This window comes from Comamonas squillarum, assembly GCF_025309455.1.
Lineage (GTDB): Bacteria > Pseudomonadota > Gammaproteobacteria > Burkholderiales > Burkholderiaceae_C > Comamonas > Comamonas squillarum.
In genome coordinates this window covers 3,674,360-3,693,726 of record NZ_CP104377.1, presented here as the reverse complement: position 1 = coordinate 3,693,726, position 19,367 = coordinate 3,674,360, and the positions used below count along the sequence as shown (strand labels likewise).

Sequence of the window (19,367 nt, the reverse complement as noted above, 5' to 3'; positions counted from 1 at the left end):
CTGCAAGGCCAGGCCATTGGCCGCCAAGCCACGAAGGCGCCGTCGCACTGGCCATCGAGGCGACAGCAAGCAATGGTGGCTAAGCCGCTATGACCAGACCACCCCCATACACAGGCCGCCGTACCCATTGCGATCTGCCATGGCGCAGCGCCAGGCAGTGCTATGGGCCAAAGCAGGCCTGGTTCAGCGCGCCTGCAAGGCCTTGAGCAAGGTAGCCGCGTTGGTCTCGACCATGTCGACGTAGGTGCTGGCAGGGCCGCCGTCGGGCGACAGCGCATCGGAGTAGAGGCGCCCACCTATGGCAGCGCCGGTCTCGCGAGCGAGTTGCTCCAGCAAGCGCGGGTCGGAGATGTTCTCCAGGAAGATGGCGCCAATGCGCTCCGCGCGGACCTGTTTGACGAGGGCCGCCAGATCACGGGCAGAAGGCTCGGACTCGGTCGACAGGCCCCGCACCGGCACAAAGCGCAGACCGTAGGCCTGGGCAAAATAGCCAAAGGCATCGTGGGTGCTGACGACACTGCGCCGTTCGGCCGGCAGCGCGGCAAAGCGCTGGCGCAGGCTGGCATCCAGCGCCGTCAGGCGGGCGATGTACTGCGTGGCCTGCTTGTCGTACTGCGCCGCGTTGGCCGGGTCTGCTTTGGCCAGGCCTTTGGCGATATTGCGCACATAGACGATGGCGTTTTTCACATCCTGCCAGGCATGGGGGTCGTTGGGGCCATGGTGGTGGCCGTGCCCATGGTCATGGTCATGGTCGTGGTCATGCCCTTCCTTGCCAGCGCCGTGGTCGTGCCCGTGGTCATGGCCTTGGCCTTTGGGCAAGCTGCGTACCGCAATGCCCTGCGATGCGACGATCTCCTGGCCTTGAAAGCCGGACGCTTTTTTCAAGCGCGGCAACCAGCCCTCAAAATCCAGGCCATTGGCCACCAGCACCTTGGCCTGCTGCAGCTGGCGCGCCTGCTGCGGGGTGGGCTCAAACACATGGGCGTCGCCGTCGGGACCGACCAGCGCAGAGACGCTGACCCGATCACCGCCGACCTGGCGCGTCAAGTCCTGCAAGATCGAAAAGCTGGCCACCACGGGCAGCGGCTGGCCCGCAGCCCAGACGGAGCCGACAGGCAAAGCGCTGGTCAGTGCCAGCCCCAGCAGCGCACGGCGGTTCAAGTAGAAATTGCTCATTCGGATACTCCCATTGGTTCAGACACAGAATCGTTGGCCGGCCGCTGGCGTTGCGCCCGCACGCTGCCCAGCCGCCCCAGGCAGAGCGACAGCAGGTACAGGCAGCCGAGGCTCAAGGTGATGGCGGCCGACGCCGCAATGCCCGCGTGGTAGGACAGCAGCAGGCCCAGCAGGCTGCCGGCCATCGCGATAGCGGTGGACAGCGCCATCTGCAAGCCCACGCCGCGCAGCCAAAAGCGCGCACTGGCGGCGGGCAGCACCACCAGGGCGACTGCCATCAAAGTGCCCAGCGAATGGAAGCCCCCCACCAGGTTGAGCACAAGCAGCAGCATGAACAGTGCATGGCTGATGCTGCCCATGGGCCCCTGCAGGCGCAAAAAGCCGGGGTCCAGGCATTCCATCAACAAGGGCCGGTACACCAGCGCCAGGCCCAGCATCGACAGGCTGGCGATGGTGGCGGTCAGGTACAAGGTGGGGTCATCCAGCGCCAGCACCGAGCCAAACAGCACATGCAGCAGATCCACATTGGAGCCGCGCAGCGAGATCAGCAGCACGCCCAGCGCGAGCGAGATCAGGTAGAGGCCGGCAAAGCTCGCGTCCTCGCGCAAGGCGGTGTAGCGGGTCACCACGCCCGAGAGCATGGCCACGATCAGGCCGGCCGCCAGCCCGCCGATCGTCATCGCCGGCAAGGACAGGCCAAACAGCAAATAGCCCAGGGCGGCCCCTGGCAAGATGGCATGCGACATCGCATCCCCCACCAGGCTCATGCGGCGCAGCAGCAAGATGGTGCCCAAGGGCGCGGCGCCAGCGCTCAAAGCCAGGCAACCCGCCAACGCGCGGCGCATAAAGCCGTAGTCCACAAAGGGCTGCCACAACAGCTCGGCGATCATGCGCGCCTCCTGGCACCCGCGCGTGCTGCGAGACTCGGCAGCACATCGGCGCTTGCCCCCCAGGCCAGCTGCGTGCCCGCCAGCGCCAAGGCCTGCGGAAAAAATGCCTCCACCATCTCGCGGTCATGCAGCACGGCCAGCACGGTGCGGCCCCGCGTATGCCACTGCTGCAACAGCTGCAGCAGCACATCGATGGAGGGCTCGTCGACGCCAGTGAAGGGCTCGTCCAGCAGGATTACCGGCGGGTTCTGCACCCACAGCCGGGCAAAGCGCATGCGCTGGAACTGCCCGCCCGAGAGCTCGGCAATCCAGCGCGGCTGCCAGCCCTGCAAGCCCACCGTCGCCAATGCCATGCTGATCTGCGCGCGTTGCGCATCGCTGACGGCCCCCAGCGCACCCGTCTGCGCCCACAGGCCCATGCTGACAAAGTCCTCCACGCTGATGGGAAAGTCGCGCTCTACCTCGCAGGCCTGCGCCAGGTAGCCCAGCGCAGCGCGCGGATAGCGGCAGCGCAGCGACCCCTGCATCGGCGCAAGCTGCCCCAGCAGGCCCTTGAGCAACGTGGATTTGCCGCCCCCATTGGGGCCGACGATGGCCGTCATCGAGCCGGCCGCAAACTGCCCACTGACCCCGCGCAACGCCAGCTTGCCGCCATAGCCCAGGCCCAGGTTGGAGAGTTCGAAATCATTGCCATGCACGGCCGCCGCTGCCAGGCCGGAAACGGACTGCATCATGGCTGCTGCACCGCCCATAGCACCACGCCCCAGAGCAGCACGCTCAGGCCCAGCGCCAGCAGGCAGCGCGAAAGCGCAGACGCCTGCAAGGCACTGCGGCGCCTGGTTGTTTGTATTGATCCCATAGCTCGCCCATTCGCAGGCGCCCTGCCGACCAGTCAAACTGGCAGCATCGACGATTCACCTGCAGCATTTTCAAAATGTGATGTTATAACATCAAATGAAAATACCAACGCAAAAAGCGCAGCCCAGCTTGGCGGTGGCTGCCATGCACTAAAGCAGAAGAATCGTGTGTTGTGAGGAGAGAAGGGAGCTGGCCCAGGCGCTTAGAACCTGTTCAAAGTCTCCTCGCGCCGCGACAGTGTCTTTGCGGGATGGGATGCTAGGGGGCGCCCAGCCGCGCAACACCGCAGCAATAGCCCAGCTATTGCGAGGATTTGCAACAACGCAGACCGCCCCTGCCCGGGCGGCCCTAGCCGGGCGCCCCTTCCCGGGCAGCGCAAAGCCACTGTCCCGAAGGGTTGGAGTGAAATCGGGCGATTTCTGCGCGCTGGCCCTGGCTTGCACCCCGGTGCAAGCTGCGTTCCATCCCTTCGAACTCATCCCGATTGCACTCCAACGCGGCTGCGTAGAGACTTTGAACAGGTTCTTAGGCCGCCGGTGCCGCAGCGCAGCGGCTGCAGATGCCATGCATCTCGACATGGGTGCTGCTGGGCCGGAAGCCATTGGCCTTGGACCAGGTCTTCAGGCGCCGCTCCACCGCAGGCTCCAGAAACTCATCGACCTGGCCGCAGGTATCGCAGATGGCGAACACCACCAGGCCATGGTCATGGCCTTCGGCATGCGTATGGGCGCAGACCACAAAGGAGTTAAGGCTTTCCACGCGGTGCACCAGACCGTATTCGATCAGCTTGTCCAGCGCGCGGTACACCTGCTGGGGCGCGCGCAGGCCTTCGTCACGCAGCTGGTCGAGCAGCGCATAGGCACTGGCCGGATTGGCCTCGCGCGCAAGCGCTTGCAGCACCAGGGCTTGGTGCTTGGTCAACTCGGGCTGTGGCGTTTTGGCGGCTGTGGACATGGTGACAACAAAGGCAGAGGCCCGAGTTTAGCCGGTCTGCTGTGCGGGCGCCGCCAGCGGGGGCACCGCAGCGGTGCCCTCCTGCTTTTGCTCCTGCGCCGCCTGCACAAACCAGCGCTGCACCGCCTGCCAATGCGCGTCGCCATAGAGGCGCCTGAAGCGCTGTGTTTCTTCCAGCCCCGGATTGCGCCATACCGCCAGGCGTTGCGCGATGAAGTCGGCGCTCAAGGGGATGCCGCATTCGACGGTGATGCAGTGCCGCCACTGCGCGTAGGTTCTGGGAATCATCGCTGTCCTTCTTCAATCTTCACAGCCACCAAGCCAGGTTCTCGGTAAACGGTTGAGAAAGCTGGTTTTCATTTGTTATGTTATAACATATCACACTGCAGTTGAACCATAGCCAAGACCTGGCCTGGACATGCACCACGCCACCCAGACCCGCACCAACCCGCATTCCACGATGACCTCCACCACACGCTCCTACCCGCTGGCCAACACCGCCCAACCCAAGCTCCCCGTCACCGTACTCTCGGGATTCCTGGGCGCCGGCAAAACCACCTTGCTCAACCACATCCTGAACAACCGCGAAGGCCGCCGCGTGGCGGTCATCGTCAATGACATGTCCGAGGTCAATATCGACGCGGCCTTGGTGCGCCAGGGCGGGGCGGAGCTGTCGCGCACCGATGAGAAGCTGGTGGAGATGAGCAATGGCTGCATCTGCTGCACCTTGCGCGAGGATTTGCTGCTGGAAGTCAGCCGCCTGGCCAGCGAAGGCCGCTTTGACCAGCTGGTGATCGAATCCACCGGCATCTCCGAGCCCCTGCCCGTAGCAGAGACCTTTACCTTTGCCGGCGAAGACGGCCGCAGCCTGGGCGATGTCGCGCAGCTGGACACCATGGTCACGGTGGTCGATGCCTTCAATTTTCTGCGCGACTACAGCTCGCGCGACCACCTGCAGGCACGCGGCCAATCGCTGGGCGATGAGGACCAGCGTACCGTTGTGGACCTGCTGGTCGAGCAGATCGAGTTCTGCGATGTGATCGTGCTCAACAAGGCCGATCTGGTGTCTGACGCAGAGCGCGAACAGCTGATGGGCATCTTGCGCGGCCTGAACCGCCGCGCCCGCATCGAGCTGGCCGCGTTTGGCCAGGTGCCCCTGCACAAGGTGCTGCTAACGGGTCTGTTCGATTTTGAGCAGGCCTCCCAGGCCCCTGGCTGGCTGCAGGAGCTGCGTGGCAGCCACCAGCCCGAAACGGAGGCCTACGGCATTGGCAGCTTTGTCTACCGCGCTCGCCGGCCTTTCCACCCCGAGCGCTTCTTTGCGCTGATCAACCAGGAATGGCCGGGTGTTGTGCGCTCCAAAGGTTTTTTCTGGCTGGCCAGCCACCCGACGTTGGCAGGCCAGTGGTCACAAGCCGGAGCGGTGGCCCGCCACAGCGCCGCCGGCTACTGGTGGGCCGCCGTGCCACAAGAGCGCTGGCCGCAGGACGAAGAGGCCCTGGCCCTGATTCGCGCCGCCTGGGACGAGCGCGTGGGCGATGCGCGCCAGGAGCTGGTGCTGATCGGTATCGACATGGACGAGGCGGCGTTGCGCACGCAGTTGGACAATTGCCTGCTCAGTGATGCGGAGATGGCGCAGGGGCCTGGGGTGTGGACGGGGTGGCGGCATTCGTTTGTGGATTGGCCTGATAGCGCTGTATAAGCAGCCTTTATGCGTTGGTAGCCTTACAGGATCTGCCGACTTTGCCCCTGCGCTGGCCGACCAAGGCCAATGCCATCACACCAGCTTCTTGTACACCTCAATGGTCTCTCGCGCGCAGCGGTCCCATGACAGCTGTGCCGCTCGTGCGAGCCCTTTGGTCCGCGCATCGGCCTGCCATGCCTCGTCGCTCAAACAGTGCTCCAGACCGTGGCGGATGTCATCCACATCGCGTGGGTTGACCAAATAGGCGGCCCCCCCAGCCACTTCGGGCATGCAAGAGGCATTGGAGGTGAGCACCGGTGTACCACTGGCCATCGCCTCCACAATCGGCAGGCCAAAGCCTTCGTAGAGCGATGGGTAGGCCATCAGCCGTGCACCAGCGTATAGCGCAGGCAGCCAGCGCTGGTCGATAAACGAGAGATAGCGCAACCAACCCTCTGCCTCGGCACTGGTCAACTCCGCATGGATGTCTTCGGAGTTCCATCCCTTGCCGCCCGCGACCACCAACGGATAGGCCTGGCGCAGGGCTGGTGAAAGCTGTCGGTACGCCTGGATCAGGCGAGCCACATTTTTACGCGGCTCTACGGTGCCGACAAACAAGCTGTACTGCTGGGCCTGCAGGCCCAGTGCCTGCATCGAAGGTGCCAGCATTTCCTGGGTGTGAGGGCGATAAGCACTGTCGGCTGCCAAATGGATGGCCTGGATGCGATCCGCAGACATGAGCCCATGGGCCAGCATTTCTTGCCGCACCGTTTCCGAAACAGTGATGACCTGGTCCGTACGAGCCAGACTGGCATCCAGCGCAAGACGCAGATAGTCCACACGGGCCTGCGGATGGAACTCCGGGTGCAGCAGGTGGGACAGGTCGTGGACCGTACTGACCGTCTTGCCCGAAAACGGCGGCACGATGTAATTGGGCGAATGGTAGATAGCGCCTTTATTGCCACGCAGCCGCCAGCCAAAAAGCGCTGGAGTCAATGCAGCAAACACGCGCACTGCAACCCGGTTGGAGGACAAGTGATCGCGCAAGGTTTTGCGCTCTGGGGTGGCAACCGGCGCATTGTCAGCCACAGGTTGGTTTAAAGCCGCAACTGGATTTTCAACCCATTGGCCCATGGAGAAATAGCGCAAGCGTGCGATTTCTTCATGCTGACCCAGCCTTTTTGCCAACTCATAGGTATAGCGGCCAATGCCAGTGAGTGGCGGGCGAAGCGCGTCAGCTGCGAGAATCAGATCAAGCTTCATACATAAAGACACTCTGAAAACATATGGCAGTTAATAGATTTTTCAGGAATATCGTTTTCGCACTGAGGTTTGAAAACATCCAAAAAATTTACGACTATGTCACTTGAATCTTAGTTTTGACGCGTACAAAACCAAGCATGCAATTAAGCATGGGCTGCTCGATCCAGCGAAAACAAATAACCCCGAAGAATATAGAAAGAAAAATTCCAAAAAATAAGACAACTATACTGCCAGAGTAATTTCTTTCAAACGCCCATATTACAAATGGATGAACTAAATAAATAGAGTAACTTGCATCCCCCATCATCTGGACAATCTTATTCCTAAATATAGCCTTATTTTCAAAAGAGTAGCAACCCAAAACAAGTAAAATGCTTGGCACGCCCCAAGCAATAAAGCCTTCAGATTTGAAATAGTTATGAAGAGCAAATAAAGCAAAGCTAAATATCAGAAATAGAATTCCTACGCCTCTTTCTATTTTAATGTTTCTTTTAAAGAGAGAACCAATTAGTATACCCAATGAAAATTCTAGAAGATAGTATTTAACGAAGTAAAATTCATGAAAATGTCCAATTTCAGACAATGAGCCCAGAAAAATGAATACCAGAGCGACAAAAGGCAAGCAATATCTACGAAAAGAAATAAATAGCGCCAATACTACATAAAAGAGCATTTCATAGTTTAGAGACCAGCCTGGATAGAGGAGGGGCATTGAGCCATTTGCCGGCTTAAGAAATAACATCGAACGAACAACAGCATCGGAACCTACGGATGCGCCGGGATAAAAAATATAGACATTTAGGATTGCCAATCCAGTCATAACCCAGTAGAGAGGTACAACCCTGATAACTCGACGAAGGAGAAAAATTCCAGGCTTTGCATTTTCTTTAATGGAAAGCGCCATTACTATGCCGCTTATCACAAAGAATATATCAACACCTGCCGCACCCGCCCGGAAATTCAGTTCTGGGTAGAGAGTTAGCGCGTGAAAAATAACTACAGCAACTGCACCAAAACCCCTCAGGGCTTGTATTGAGTAGAGCATTGCACTTAGCCAACGTTATAAGAAAAAGTCATTGGAGCTCTGTAGCGAAAACCGCTGCAAACTGTTTGGCACAATTGCGTGCTTGCGCCACATCGATGGCTTCCACCATCACACGCAATAATGGCTCCGTGCCGCTGGCACGGATGAGTACCCGGCCCTGCCCCGCAAATCGTTCGCTACATTCTCGCTGCAGGTCGGCGAGCTTTTGATTTTTTGTCCAGTCTTGTCCTCGGAGCAATGGCACGTTGAGCAAAACCTGAGGGCATAAATCAACACCGCGTAGCTGTTCAGCCATGCTTTGTTGGCGACGCACACAAGCCTGTAATACTTGCAGCGCGCTAACCAAGCCGTCCCCCGTAGTGTGCTTGTCAAGCGCAAGCAGGTGCCCCGAGCTTTCGCCACCCAAAATCCAACCACGACGCCGCAGCTCTTCAAGCACATAGCGGTCACCCACTTTGGCACGAACCAACTCGATGTCCTGTGCTTGTAGGGCTGTTTCGATCGCTAAATTGGTCATCAACGTACCCACTACACCTGACACCGTCTCGCCCCTATGCACCCGGTCCATGGCCATCAAATAGAGCAACTCATCTCCGTTGAACAGACGACCTTGGGCATCGACCAATTGCAAGCGATCAGCATCGCCATCTAATGCAATGCCCAGGTCAGCGCTGTTGACTAGCACCGCACGAACAAGCGCATCCGGATGCGTAGCGCCCACCTCTTGGTTGATATTCAAGCCATCGGGATTACAGCCAATAGTGATGACATCTGCACCCAGCTCATGGAAAACCTGAGGAGCAATCTGGTAAGCCGCGCCGTGTGCAGCATCTACCACCAACTTCATGCCCCGAAGCGATAGGTCTGGGTCAAAAGTGCTTTTGCAAAACTCGATATATCGGCCTGGCGCATCCTCCAGGCGACGTGCCCTGCCCAACTGGGCTGACTCCACCCAGTCAGGCATCTCGGCCAAAGCGACTTCTACTTGCGCCTCCCAAGCATCAGGAAGTTTGGTGCCCTCTGCACTAAAAAACTTGATTCCGTTATCCGCAAAAGGATTGTGGCTAGCGCTGATGACAATGCCCAAACTCGCGCGCAACGCACGGGTCAGATATGCCACTCCGGGTGTAGGCAATGGGCCCAATAGAACAACATCAACGCCAGCGCTGTTCAGGCCGGATTCGAGGGCACTTTCAAGCATGTAGCCGGAGATACGGGTGTCCTTGCCAATCAGTACGGTTGGGCGCTGCTCATGGCAACGCAGTACACGCCCGACCGCATGGCCTAAGCGCAGCACAAAGTCTGGGGTAATAGGCGAAGTGCCTACGGTTCCGCGTATTCCATCGGTTCCAAAGTACTGGCGTGACATAGTTATGATTTCTGAAATTTAGGCAAAGCGTCAGTGCAAGATCTGCGCTTACTTGGCGAGCAGGGAAAGCAGTCGTCTGTAGAGATTGGCTTTGCTGGTCCAAGTATGGCTCTGGATCAGTTCCTCATTTCTGGAGGGTAGAGGCCAATGCAGCTGGTGCTGCCATTGCGAAAACAACTGTTTGAGCGCGACTGCAATCTCCTGGGAATCGTTCGTCACAACGACGCCCGCTTGGGTCTCGTTGATCAAGGTCGCACCCGGATCCGTCGACTCGCTGGTCTGAATGTGCAAGATTGGCGTGCCTGACCCCAGATACTCATAGATCTTGCCGGGGATCTGATAATTTTGTACGTTACCAATATTGATCAACAGATCAGCGCGACGCTGCCACTCCAGACACTCTCTATGGTTCTTCTGGCCCAAAAACTCAATGCCCTGGATTCCCTCGAAGAGGGGCTTGAACCGGCCATTGTTGCCAATGATCTGGAAAGTGAAATCGACCCCTTGCAGCGTGCGTAGCGCTTCCGCGAGCTGCTTGGGATTTCTGAAGTCACTGTAGAAGTTGCCAGTGAAGCAAATGCTGAAGCTAGCGTTGGCACTTTTTTGCTCAGCAGGTGCTGATGCAGGAAACCCTTGAGAGATTGTCGACATCCGCTCTCGCAGATGGGCGCCATGCCGCTCCACCAGCAATTCAATGACCTTGTCATCTGTGACTACCACATGGTCAGCATGGCGCATGACGCGGCGCTCCACGCGCAGATCGATTCCCCTGCGCCAACGCGGAGAATATGGTGTGAGCAGCGGGTCGCCCAAGTCCACGACCCATGGCAGCTTCGCCTTTTTCGCATGGAACCCTACGAAGATGTCCACCGCGGGCTCGTGCGAGCTCAACACGATGTCGTACCGATTCGCTGCCAATAGCTGCTTGAGTTTCTTGCGCGCAAAAAAATACCATTCGCTTCGGATGTCGGGATAGACAACGCGATTGAGCAGATCTCGAGCGATCCCATAAGCTCTTGACAGCAGCGAAGGCGCAGCCGATGCTGCGCCTTCGGACACTGAACCTTGCGCTGCAGCACGCTTGGCTGCATATTCACCAAGGCCAATGAATGGGCCTGGCCAAACCCGGTGGGTAATAACGCGGCGGTCCAACAGCAACGGAAACGCCGGGTTAGGAGCGATGTCTGGGCAGATCACCTCTATCTGAACCCCCTGTGCGACCAGTTCGTTCGCTAAATGGAGCCAGCGCAAAGACTGCGCCGCCAAGATAGGAGGAAACTCATAGGCGATCAGCAGAACCTTCACAGAAGTTGCTCTTGAAGTAGACGAGCGATGCGCTCAGAAGCGTGGCCATCACCGTAGGGCGATACACCCCGCGCCATTGCTTTGTAGGCTGCTTCATCGTCAAGCAGGCACTGAGCCTCAGCAACGATCCTGTCGTAGTCGGAACCCACCAGTTTGACAACACCTTCCTGAACGGCTTCTGGGCGTTCCGTTTCCTCACGCAACACCAACACCGGCTTACCCAGCGCGGGCGCTTCTTCCTGAACCCCGCCGGAATCAGTCAGTATCAGATAGGCGCGCTTCATCGCCGCGACAAAGGGCGCATAGTCCAACGGCTCGCACAAGGTGACGTTCGGAATCTGCGCAAGATACTCATACGCCACATCCTTCACGTTCGGATTGGGGTGAACCGGATAGAGAAACTGTACATCCGAATTGTTGTGTGCCAGCGTCTGCAATGCGCGGCAGATGTTGCGGAAAGGTACGCCAAAGTTCTCTCGTCGGTGAGATGTCACCAGCACCATGCGCTTGTCTGCCGGCAAGGTGATGCCCAGATCCAGATCTCGCTGAGCGGTGGCCAGCAAGGCGTCCACCACGGTGTTGCCCGTGACGATGACGTCTGAATCAGCGATTCCATCTTTCAGCAAATTCTGGCGCGAGCCCTCTGTGGGGGCAAAGTGCCATCTTGCCAACTTGCCCGCGATAACGCGATTGGCCTCTTCGGGGAACGGATTCTGCATATCCCAGGTGCGCAGGCCGGCCTCCACATGCCCGATTGGAATACGGTGATAGAAGCACGCCAACGCCACGGTCATGACCGTCGTTGTATCGCCTTGAACCAGGACCACATCCGGCTTCTCTGCCTTTAGTACCGCGTCCAGCTCCAGCAAAAGGCGCGCAGTGAGTTCAGTCAGCGCCTGGTTGGGGCGCATGATATTCAGATCGATGTCAGGCTGAATATCGAAAAAAGACAACACCTGGTCCAGCATCTGGCGATGCTGGGCGGTAGCCAACACGCGCACGTTAGCCCATGGCTGCTTGCGCAACTCAAGGATCACGGGGGCCATCTTGATCGCCTCGGGACGCGTGCCTACTACGCAGAGAATATTCTTTTTAGATGATGACATTTGTATTTTATTCAGTGTAATCAATGAACAGATCACTGCGATGCTTCCACTTCTCTCTAAAGTAATCGGCATTCCGCTTGAATAACTTCACATAAGCATCTGATCCGCCGCTTGCACTTGTAGTTTGATGAGGCTGATGACGAATGCCTGTCAAATCTCGATAGCAGATATCTAAACCAAGATCCTTAATTTGAAGCGACATATCTGTATCTTCAAAACAGGTTGGGTCATAAGCAACATCAAACCCTTGGGTGGATCTAATCACAGCTGCACGTGCAAAAAAACCTCCTGTGCCTAAGTACGCGACATCACTACGGTAGCCTTTACGAATTGCCTGAGCATTCATCCCCCGATTGGGACAGTAATCAGTAATCATGCCGCCAAAGTCGTCCCGGCTCGCGTCAAACCAACCCGCCGCCCATCCAATTGCACCCACGTTCGCATCTCGATCCAAAATAGACAAAGCCTCATCAAAGCAACTAGACGATGTAAACCACTGATCAGAATCAAAGAAAGAAATATATTTTCCAGTGGCAGATTGCAGCCCCAAATTTCGCCCGGAAGCACATCCATTAACTGGATTTGAAACGACCAATACGGATGGGAATTTTTCCCGCACCAATTGAGCACCTCCGTCGACGCTACAATTATCTACAACAATGATTTCTTTAATATAATCTGTACAATGACATAATAATGAAGAAAGCGTACGCTCAATTATTTTTATGTTATTGTGAATTAAAATAATAACGCTAACAGATTTTTCAAAACGCGTTTTTTTGTTCTTAAGTGTTATCTTGTCAAGTCGCGAAAACCATGAATTTTCCCAAATGAAATTATCATTTAGCGCATTTAATTTTCCGCAATCCGCCTTGACCACTTCAGCGCACGCGGCAGAGTATTCAGCAGGCGTGTTTTTGATAATTAATCCAGGATACCCATTTATTTCCGGTAGATTGGTGGAGACAACAGGCTTCCCTGCAAACAGATACTCAAAAACTTTAATTGGAGAAACTGCGTCCGATATCTTACCAGGCGTAAATGGCAGTAATGTAAAGTCCGAGTATGCAAGATAAGCAGGAAGTTCATCAATCTGCTTTGGGCCAAGTAAAATAATATTTTTAGGTAGATGCTCTCTTTGAGGACGGTCCCCAATCAATACAAATTTAATACCCGGATTATTATGCGCAGCCTCCTCCAAGAATTCCCATGCAAACCACTCACCATACAATGAACCAAAATAAAGACCTATATACCCATCCGCAGGAAGATCTTTAGGACGCTGATAGTTTTTATATTTATCAAATATATATTCATTTGCCGCATTCGGCAAATACAGAGCATCTGCTCTTCCAAGATTACGAAGGCGTTCCACCAGCAATCTTGCGGTGCCAACTACGCTCTCCGCCTTCTCAACGAAATCGCGATACACACCCATATTGAACCAGTCACCGCCTAAACTGGTCTCCCAGTCATCGATCAATTCAAAGACTGTCCGCATACCCGAATAGCTGAATGCCTTTAGATATGGCAATGCTGCAGGATGAGGCAGCTCAATCAGCAGTGTTGAATTACTCGAAATACAACGCAGTAGTTTTTCGGGACTAATTTCATCAATATGAAAATGATCAAGACCAAAAATCGAAATATGAGAATCTACATAAGCGTTGACCTCAAAATCAAATTTTTTATAAATGTGAATATAAGTAACGCGTCTACCAGTTTTTAGAGCGCACCGCGCCAACTGCGCTGAGCGCTGCCCTCCACCAACATCATCAAAAGGAACTCCTGCAATAATAACCAGATCATCTTCAAGTACCTGCTGCCTTGAATTATCAAATGTATTATTTGTCGATTCTGAAAAATCACTTGCTAAATTCTTAAAAGCTATTTCTGATCTATTTCCCGAAACAGAATGAACTTCTGGATTAATTTTATTTAAAACCTGACGCTGAAATTTAACGGGCAATTTAGTGAAGAGAGGAGTACCAAATTTGCTTATAGCTGAATAGGTCAGTCGTAAAGGATAGGTGATTCGCCACGAAGCAGAGCAATGTATATTTTTTAACGATTGCTCATTACTACTGGCAGACTGACTGAAATGATTCACCTGACTGTTAAGTGCAACAATATTTTGGCGAAGCCCATTAATATTCAAATTCAAATCTGTCAGCTGTTGTTTCAGATCAGATATCTGCACGTCTTTATCTGAGATCTTAGCAACCATATTCGCTGCGACCTTGTTATCCAACTCCCTTTCTAGACGACATTTAGCCAATAAAATAGAAATCTCGAACCTCCTCCAGTTGGCGGTATTTTCACTGATTTCAGTCTCCAACTTGCTTAAAAACTCTAGGCTGTTGAGATATGGAGTTTCATCGTTCACGGGCATCGTTTGCAAGCACGCGTAGATATGTTGCAAATAGGGCTGTCGTGGAGGCTGGGCTGCGCCCATATATTTAGCAAAATTTTCCCATACAAACTTTTCGTCAAAGTCCTTCTGGGCGAGGTTATGCAAATGCTCGAACTCGGGAGATGATTCGAGAATTGCCAACTGCTCGCGTAATCCTGCGCCATCTACTGTAGGAAGCCCTCTTCCAGAGAAATTGGCACGAGCAGCCCTTTCGAAAAGACTATAGTCCAATACGCCTTTGACACCGTCGTAGCCCACTAGTACCACTGGCTTACACGCAGCGATACCCTCAAGTAAAACTCTCCCCATACCTGCAATACCGGCGGCACGCGACATGAGAGCGCCGACATCTGCAATAGCACCTAAAAACTGCACAAAGTCTTCCAACCCCCGTTGCTGCAACCAAGACTCCAACATCGGACGCGCTGCACCGTCTCCCGCAATGAGGATACGAGGTATACCGCTTTCTTTAGCTTTGACACAGAAATCTAGAACGCCCGGAACTTTCGCATCATCCAGACGTGAAACGACTAGCCAGTGATCTGTATGTGCATGCGCCGATTGAGTCCAGCGTCCCATGGACACAGCATTGGGGATGTACTGGATTGCGCTGTCAGCGACGTAAACTGCGGCCAACTCTTTCACTTCAGGAGACACTGCGAACACCGCACTGCAATTTGGCAAGACTGCGTCCTTGAGTACTGCATCGAAAGTCGGACCATAGAAACTTCCAAGCGAATCCGGCCCATGCAGAGTCAACGCATAGGGTGCTGCTTCCAGCTCCGCAGCAATGGCCGCAGGCACAATCGAAGTAAAGGGGTGGATATGAAGCCGATCAATGCGATGTTCTCGGATCAGCTGTCTTAACTTTTCAATCGCTTTTAAGGTTTGCTGCGCAGTAGCTGATGGCTCTAAAACAAGGCCGGCTGTGATGGACTTCAAACCAGATGGCAGAAGTGTCTTGTCGAGTGTGGAGCCTGTCGCCAGATGAACCTCAATACCCATAGCCGACAGCTGCTCAATCTCTCCGCGAATGTGGGTCTCCAGTCCGCCGATGGTGAACTGTTGTGTGACGATCAGAATAGATTTCATTTTTATTCCTGGATCTCGCTGACGGTAATGTTGGCGTCTAGCATTGCGATGCCACTGGCGAGTGTGCGCGGCTGGTGCACGGTGATAACAATGACGTCCGTCTTTCTATCAAGATATTGCATATCACTGTGTGAAATGGCTTCTGCTATAGCCAAGGTGATGAAATAACTACCAGCACATAGACTTACTTCAACCTCGAACTCGACTTCATAGCGGCTGCCTTTTCTAGGGGCTGTAATGTTTTTCTTGTGATACAGCGTACTTGTGCCAAATGCACTGACACCCTCGACCGTGCGCATCAACATACCTGCCTGAATTTCATGGACTGAATGAAGAACGTCTATAAGCATCCTAACTTTGAATGTTTCACCAGTTTTGTATTGCTCACATGGATTGCCATAATGGTCAAAAATATCCCATCCAGAAATGACTGCACGAAGACCAGAAGTATCTTCGACGCCGAAGCCAGCTGACATTCCCTCTTTGCTTCCATGCTGATTCTTATTCTGCGTCGTTGATGAATTCTGCACTACCCCTCTAGTGGCTTGGTAACGCAAATAGGCTTTTTCATCCGAGTACAGGAGCGCATGGTATTGGTCCACTATTTCTTTGGCTGGACCTATACCTCGCATTTCTCCTTTATGCAATAAAACTCCGCGCTGACAAAACTTTTCCACTGTAGATGTAGAGTGCGTGACAAGCAAAATAGAGCAGCCATCTTTCCGCAGCTTCTCAATATATTCAAAGCATTTACGCTGAAACTTTTCATCGCCAACTGACAGCGCTTCATCAACAATCAATACCTGCGGTGAAACACAGGCTTGAACAGCAAACGCTAAGCGAACCGTCATACCACTGGAATATGTCTTGATCGGTTGGTCCAAATGGTCACCAATATCTGCAAAGCAGACTATCTCATCAAAGCGCTTATCCATCTCTTGTCTGGAAAAACCAAGAATCACGCCATTCAGATATATATTCTCGCGCCCTGTAAACTCAGGATTGAAGCCCGACCCCAATTCGAGTAGAGCAGCCATTACACCACTGGTGCGCACGCTCCCGGTTGTCGGGGTGAGCGTCCCAGCAATAATTTGCAGCAAGGTACTCTTACCACTACCATTGCGGCCCAAAATTCCTAGAGTCTCTCCTTTTTTGACATCAAAGGAGATCTTTTGCAATGCCCAAAACTCTTTGAAGTATTGCTTATTGCCAGAGGAGAAGAACTGCAGTAGACGGTCCCTCGGCTTAGAATACATCTCGTAGCGCTTGGAAACGCCGTCGACAGATATTGCAATTTCAGAGGACATCACTAAATCCACTTCTTGTTTTCTGGAACCAAGCAAAACCTAAAAATGCGATCATCAACGATGCCACTAAAGTTAAACCCCAAACTGACCAGTCAACAGCACGTCCCCAAATCATGACACTCTGTGCTTGCTCGATCAAAGTAGCTAAAGGATTGAGCCGCAAGAGAGGGCGGTATTTTTCAGGCAAAGCGGATATAGGATAAAAAATAGGCGTCATAAACATCATGACCATCAAGATGACGCCAATAATATGACCGGTATCCCGCAGGTAAACACCAAGCGATGACAGAAACCAGCTTAACCCGAGAATGACAAATGGTAAAGGTAAGAGCGCTATAGGCAACAACAGCAACGTAGGATGGGGCAGACCAAAGAATGCAACGTAAAACAGCAGCCAAACAATAAAACTAATACAAAAATGAAACAAGGCTGCACCCATTGCCACAATTGGCAATATTTCCAGAGGAAATATTATCTTCTTGACATACCCAACATTTCCCACAATAAGCCCTGGCGCTCTACTTATACATTCTGAAAAGAAATTAAATATCATCAATCCTGAAAAGAGCACCAACGCAAACTCTGATTTCGATCCAGAACCACCAGGCCACCGTGAATTAAAAATAATTCCAAATACAAAGGTATATACCAAAAGCATTAAAATCGGATTGAAAAATGACCAAAGCAAGCCCATAAATGAGCCGCGATAACGCCCAACAATATCTCTCTGAATCAGTTCATTGATCAGACTTCCATTGTTCCTGATAGCGCGCACGATGGCCAACGGAGACATGGAATTTCGGTCAGAAGTAATGGTCATAAGAAATTCATCATCGTATTTGCAGACGCAACGATGCAATAACAATACACGGTACCCTATGCGCAGGATGGGGTCGAAACTTAGATGGTCTTCTTCCCGAGGACACTTGAAGATGTGGGAGATCCCCGTCCATAAGGATCTTCGAAACGAACTATGTCGTCCTCGCCCAGGTAACTGCCCGACTGCACTTCAATGATTTCTAGAGGCAACATCCCTGGATTGGCCAGGCGATGAATATGACCCAGAGGGATAAATGTCGACTCATTCTCCCCAAGCAGAAATGTCTCTTCCCCCTTAGTCACTTGAGCAGTACCTTTCACCACAATCCAATGCTCGGCACGGTGGTGGTGCATCTGCAAACTCAGTTGGGCACCTGGATTGACCACAATACGCTTGACCTGGAAACGGCTGCCGCTGTCAATGCTGTCGTACCAACCCCAGGGGCGGTGCACCTTGCGGTGGGCCGAGGCCATGGTGCGGTTCTGGGCCTTGAGGGCAGCCACCACCTTCTTCACATCCTGGGTGCGCGATTTGTCGGCAACCAGCACGGCGTCGGCCGTCTCCACCACCACCACGTTGTCCAGGCCCACTGCAGCGATCAGGCGGCTTTCGGAGAACAGCAGGCTGTTGTTGGTGTCGATGGCCAAGGTCTCGCCGCTGCCGGCATTGCCTTGTGCATCGCGCGGCAGTACATCCCACAGGGCATCCCAGGCGCCCAGATCCGACCAGCCGGCATCTAGCGGTACCACGCGCGCAGGCACGCCCAGCTCGGAGCGCACCGGCAGCTTTTCCATCACCGCGTAGTCGATAGAGTCTGCGGGGCAGGCGCCAAACAGTTCGGCATGGGGGCGGATAAAGTCCATGTCCCGGCTGCTCTGCGCCATGGCTTGCTCGCAGGCCTGCAGCATGGTGGGCTGCAGGGCGGCCATGGCCTTGAGCCACTGGTCGGCACGCACCATGAACAAACCGCTGTTCCACAGGTACTGGCCGCTGCGCAGGTACTGCTCGGCCAGCTCCAGCGTTGGCTTCTCGGCAAAGCTCTCAATGCCAAAGGCGCCATAGCTGTCTGCAGCGCCCTTTTGGATATAGCCATAACCCGTCTCGGGGCGGTTGGCCACAATGCCAAAGGTGACCATCGCGCCTTCGCTGGCCAGCGGCCAGGCCGCTTCCACGGCACGGTGCAGTTGCTTGGGGCGCGTCATCACATGGTCGGCCGGCATGGCCAGCAAAACGGCGCCTGGCTCAGCCACCAAAGCAGCCAGTGTCAGTGCTGGGGCCGTATTTTTGCCTGCTGGCTCCAACACCAGCTTGGCGTCGGTAATACCTTGCTCCTGCAGTTGCTGCGCAGCCAAAAAGCGGTGGTCGGCATTGCAAACCAGCACCGGGCTGGTTTGCACGATCTCAGAGTGGACGCCCTGCAAGCGCATCGCCGTGTTCTGCAGCATGGACTGGCCGTCCCCCACCAGGCTCAAAAACTGCTTGGGGTGGTGTTCACGCGACAAGGGCCACAGGCGGGTTCCACTGCCACCGCAGAGGATGACGGGGGTTAGTTTTGGCATTCGGATAACCTCAACGGATGAGCTTACGGAAGCGCCTCAGCGCTTGTCGTTGACTGCTTGCTGGTTTTTGAGCTGCAGCAGCGCCAGGCTTTGATTGAGGCGGCGCACCTGCCGCTCGATGCGGGTATTGACCATATCCGCATGCAGGGCCTTGATAAACAGCACGCCGACTGCACAGACCAGCAGCAAGGTGGGGGAGTAACGAATCCCCAGCCCGTCGGCAAAGTGGTCCAGCAGGCGCGGCCACACGCCCAGCAATACGGCCAGCAAGGCAACAGCCATCCAGAACAGGCCCAGGCGCAAATACAGCCGGTCGCCGCGGATCAGAAACAAAATCACCGCAGCAAAAAGCACACCCAGAACGGTGGTCGTAATTTGATAATTGGCCATTCCAACCTTGATGCACAGGGACATAACGACGGCCTGGATAAGACGCAAGCGGCGCGTGTCCCATGGTGGCGTCTTTACTGCCTGACACAGAAAATTCTTTTACCCTGCTCAAATCGCTTATTTGAACAGCCGCATG

At 54.6% G+C, this 19,367-nt stretch carries 16 protein-coding genes; 1 reads left to right on the top strand and 15 read right to left on the bottom strand.

Features of this window, described 5'->3' with window-relative positions; all coding sequences use genetic code 11:
- Nucleotides 1-183: 183 nt before the first annotated feature.
- The 5 genes from N4T19_RS17060 to N4T19_RS17040 form a co-directional block, all read right to left on the bottom strand.
- Nucleotides 184-1,176 (bottom strand): metal ABC transporter substrate-binding protein, encoded by a 993-nt coding sequence (locus N4T19_RS17060; RefSeq protein WP_260718605.1) that lies wholly within the window; start codon nt 1,174-1,176, stop codon nt 184-186.
- Nucleotides 1,173-2,066 carry a metal ABC transporter permease gene (locus N4T19_RS17055; protein WP_260718604.1) on the bottom strand — a complete coding sequence of 298 codons (894 nt, stop codon included), beginning with the start codon at nt 2,064-2,066 and terminating at the stop codon, nt 1,173-1,175. Before N4T19_RS17055 ends, N4T19_RS17060 begins: the two co-directional genes overlap by 4 nt.
- Nucleotides 2,063-2,797, bottom strand: a complete 735-nt coding sequence (locus tag N4T19_RS17050) for a metal ABC transporter ATP-binding protein (protein ID WP_116925525.1) — start codon at nt 2,795-2,797, stop codon at nt 2,063-2,065. Before N4T19_RS17050 ends, N4T19_RS17055 begins: the two co-directional genes overlap by 4 nt.
- Nucleotides 2,798-3,449: 652 nt before the next feature.
- Nucleotides 3,450-3,878 (bottom strand): Fur family transcriptional regulator, encoded by a 429-nt coding sequence (locus N4T19_RS17045; protein ID WP_021026186.1) that lies wholly within the window; start codon nt 3,876-3,878, stop codon nt 3,450-3,452.
- A gap of 27 nt (nt 3,879-3,905) precedes the next feature.
- A complete protein-coding gene (locus N4T19_RS17040; protein ID WP_260718603.1) occupies nt 3,906-4,166 on the bottom strand; it encodes a hypothetical protein in 261 nt (86 codons plus the stop codon).
- Nucleotides 4,167-4,338: 172 nt separating this feature from the next.
- Here N4T19_RS17040 and zigA point away from each other — a divergent pair, with 172 nt between their 5' ends.
- On the top strand, nt 4,339-5,580 hold the full coding sequence (zigA, locus tag N4T19_RS17035; protein WP_260720313.1) for a zinc metallochaperone GTPase ZigA: 1,242 nt from the start codon (nt 4,339-4,341) through the stop codon (nt 5,578-5,580).
- Nucleotides 5,581-5,655: 75 nt separating this feature from the next.
- Here the strand turns inward: zigA and N4T19_RS17030 are convergent, their stop codons facing one another.
- The 10 genes from N4T19_RS17030 to N4T19_RS16985 all read right to left on the bottom strand — a co-directional run bounded on the left by N4T19_RS17030 (nt 5,656) and on the right by N4T19_RS16985 (nt 19,231).
- Entirely contained in the window at nt 5,656-6,825 is a 1,170-nt protein-coding gene (locus N4T19_RS17030) for a glycosyltransferase family 4 protein (protein ID WP_260718602.1), read from the bottom strand.
- A 94-nt stretch (nt 6,826-6,919) separates the two neighbouring features.
- Nucleotides 6,920-7,870: an acyltransferase family protein gene (locus tag N4T19_RS17025; protein ID WP_260718601.1), complete on the bottom strand. Its 951-nt coding sequence runs from the start codon at nt 7,868-7,870 to the stop codon at nt 6,920-6,922.
- 28 nt (nt 7,871-7,898) lie between these two features.
- Nucleotides 7,899-9,239, bottom strand: coding sequence for a phosphoglucosamine mutase (gene glmM / locus N4T19_RS17020; RefSeq protein WP_260718600.1), 1,341 nt, complete (start codon nt 9,237-9,239; stop codon nt 7,899-7,901).
- Between the two features lie 48 nt (nt 9,240-9,287).
- The gene (locus N4T19_RS17015; RefSeq protein ID WP_260718599.1) at nt 9,288-10,544 is read right to left on the bottom strand and encodes a glycosyltransferase; all 1,257 of its coding nucleotides are present in this window, start codon (nt 10,542-10,544) and stop codon (nt 9,288-9,290) included.
- Nucleotides 10,541-11,650 (bottom strand): non-hydrolyzing UDP-N-acetylglucosamine 2-epimerase, encoded by a 1,110-nt coding sequence (gene wecB / locus N4T19_RS17010; RefSeq protein ID WP_260718598.1) that lies wholly within the window; start codon nt 11,648-11,650, stop codon nt 10,541-10,543. Before wecB ends, N4T19_RS17015 begins: the two co-directional genes overlap by 4 nt.
- A 7-nt stretch (nt 11,651-11,657) precedes the next feature.
- Nucleotides 11,658-15,155 (bottom strand): glycosyltransferase, encoded by a 3,498-nt coding sequence (locus N4T19_RS17005; RefSeq protein ID WP_260718597.1) that lies wholly within the window; start codon nt 15,153-15,155, stop codon nt 11,658-11,660.
- 2 nt (nt 15,156-15,157) lie between these two features.
- Nucleotides 15,158-16,462 carry an ABC transporter ATP-binding protein gene (locus N4T19_RS17000; RefSeq protein WP_260718596.1) on the bottom strand — a complete coding sequence of 435 codons (1,305 nt, stop codon included), beginning with the start codon at nt 16,460-16,462 and terminating at the stop codon, nt 15,158-15,160.
- Nucleotides 16,452-17,282, bottom strand: a complete 831-nt coding sequence (locus N4T19_RS16995) for an ABC transporter permease (protein WP_260718595.1) — start codon at nt 17,280-17,282, stop codon at nt 16,452-16,454. Before N4T19_RS16995 ends, N4T19_RS17000 begins: the two co-directional genes overlap by 11 nt.
- A gap of 80 nt (nt 17,283-17,362) precedes the next feature.
- Nucleotides 17,363-18,841 carry a mannose-1-phosphate guanylyltransferase/mannose-6-phosphate isomerase gene (locus tag N4T19_RS16990; RefSeq protein ID WP_260718594.1) on the bottom strand — a complete coding sequence of 493 codons (1,479 nt, stop codon included), beginning with the start codon at nt 18,839-18,841 and terminating at the stop codon, nt 17,363-17,365.
- Nucleotides 18,842-18,877: 36 nt separating this feature from the next.
- Complete coding sequence (locus tag N4T19_RS16985; protein WP_260718593.1) at nt 18,878-19,231, bottom strand: DUF2304 domain-containing protein; 354 nt, start codon at nt 19,229-19,231, stop codon at nt 18,878-18,880.
- Nucleotides 19,232-19,367 lie beyond the last annotated feature (136 nt).

What these genes read in the sequence shown, in the direction of transcription:
- N4T19_RS16995 (WP_260718595.1), bottom strand. Translation starts at nt 17,282, where the DNA reads ATGACCATTACTTCTGACCGAAATTCCATGTCTCCGTTGGCCATCGTG.
- N4T19_RS17000 (WP_260718596.1), bottom strand. Translation starts at nt 16,462, where the DNA reads ATGTCCTCTGAAATTGCAATATCTGTCGACGGCGTTTCCAAGCGCTAC.
- N4T19_RS17030 (WP_260718602.1), bottom strand. Translation starts at nt 6,825, where the DNA reads ATGAAGCTTGATCTGATTCTCGCAGCTGACGCGCTTCGCCCGCCACTC.
- N4T19_RS17025 (WP_260718601.1), bottom strand. Translation starts at nt 7,870, where the DNA reads ATGCTCTACTCAATACAAGCCCTGAGGGGTTTTGGTGCAGTTGCTGTA.
- wecB (WP_260718598.1), bottom strand. Translation starts at nt 11,650, where the DNA reads ATGTCATCATCTAAAAAGAATATTCTCTGCGTAGTAGGCACGCGTCCC.
- N4T19_RS17055 (WP_260718604.1), bottom strand. Translation starts at nt 2,066, where the DNA reads ATGATCGCCGAGCTGTTGTGGCAGCCCTTTGTGGACTACGGCTTTATG.
- N4T19_RS17060 (WP_260718605.1), bottom strand. Translation starts at nt 1,176, where the DNA reads ATGAGCAATTTCTACTTGAACCGCCGTGCGCTGCTGGGGCTGGCACTG.
- N4T19_RS17045 (WP_021026186.1), bottom strand. Translation starts at nt 3,878, where the DNA reads ATGTCCACAGCCGCCAAAACGCCACAGCCCGAGTTGACCAAGCACCAA.
- N4T19_RS16990 (WP_260718594.1), bottom strand. Translation starts at nt 18,841, where the DNA reads ATGCCAAAACTAACCCCCGTCATCCTCTGCGGTGGCAGTGGAACCCGC.
- N4T19_RS17005 (WP_260718597.1), bottom strand. Translation starts at nt 15,155, where the DNA reads ATGAAATCTATTCTGATCGTCACACAACAGTTCACCATCGGCGGACTG.
- N4T19_RS16985 (WP_260718593.1), bottom strand. Translation starts at nt 19,231, where the DNA reads ATGGCCAATTATCAAATTACGACCACCGTTCTGGGTGTGCTTTTTGCT.
- N4T19_RS17040 (WP_260718603.1), bottom strand. Translation starts at nt 4,166, where the DNA reads ATGATTCCCAGAACCTACGCGCAGTGGCGGCACTGCATCACCGTCGAA.
- N4T19_RS17050 (WP_116925525.1), bottom strand. Translation starts at nt 2,797, where the DNA reads ATGCAGTCCGTTTCCGGCCTGGCAGCGGCGGCCGTGCATGGCAATGAT.
- glmM (WP_260718600.1), bottom strand. Translation starts at nt 9,239, where the DNA reads ATGTCACGCCAGTACTTTGGAACCGATGGAATACGCGGAACCGTAGGC.
- zigA (WP_260720313.1), top strand. Translation starts at nt 4,339, where the DNA reads ATGACCTCCACCACACGCTCCTACCCGCTGGCCAACACCGCCCAACCC.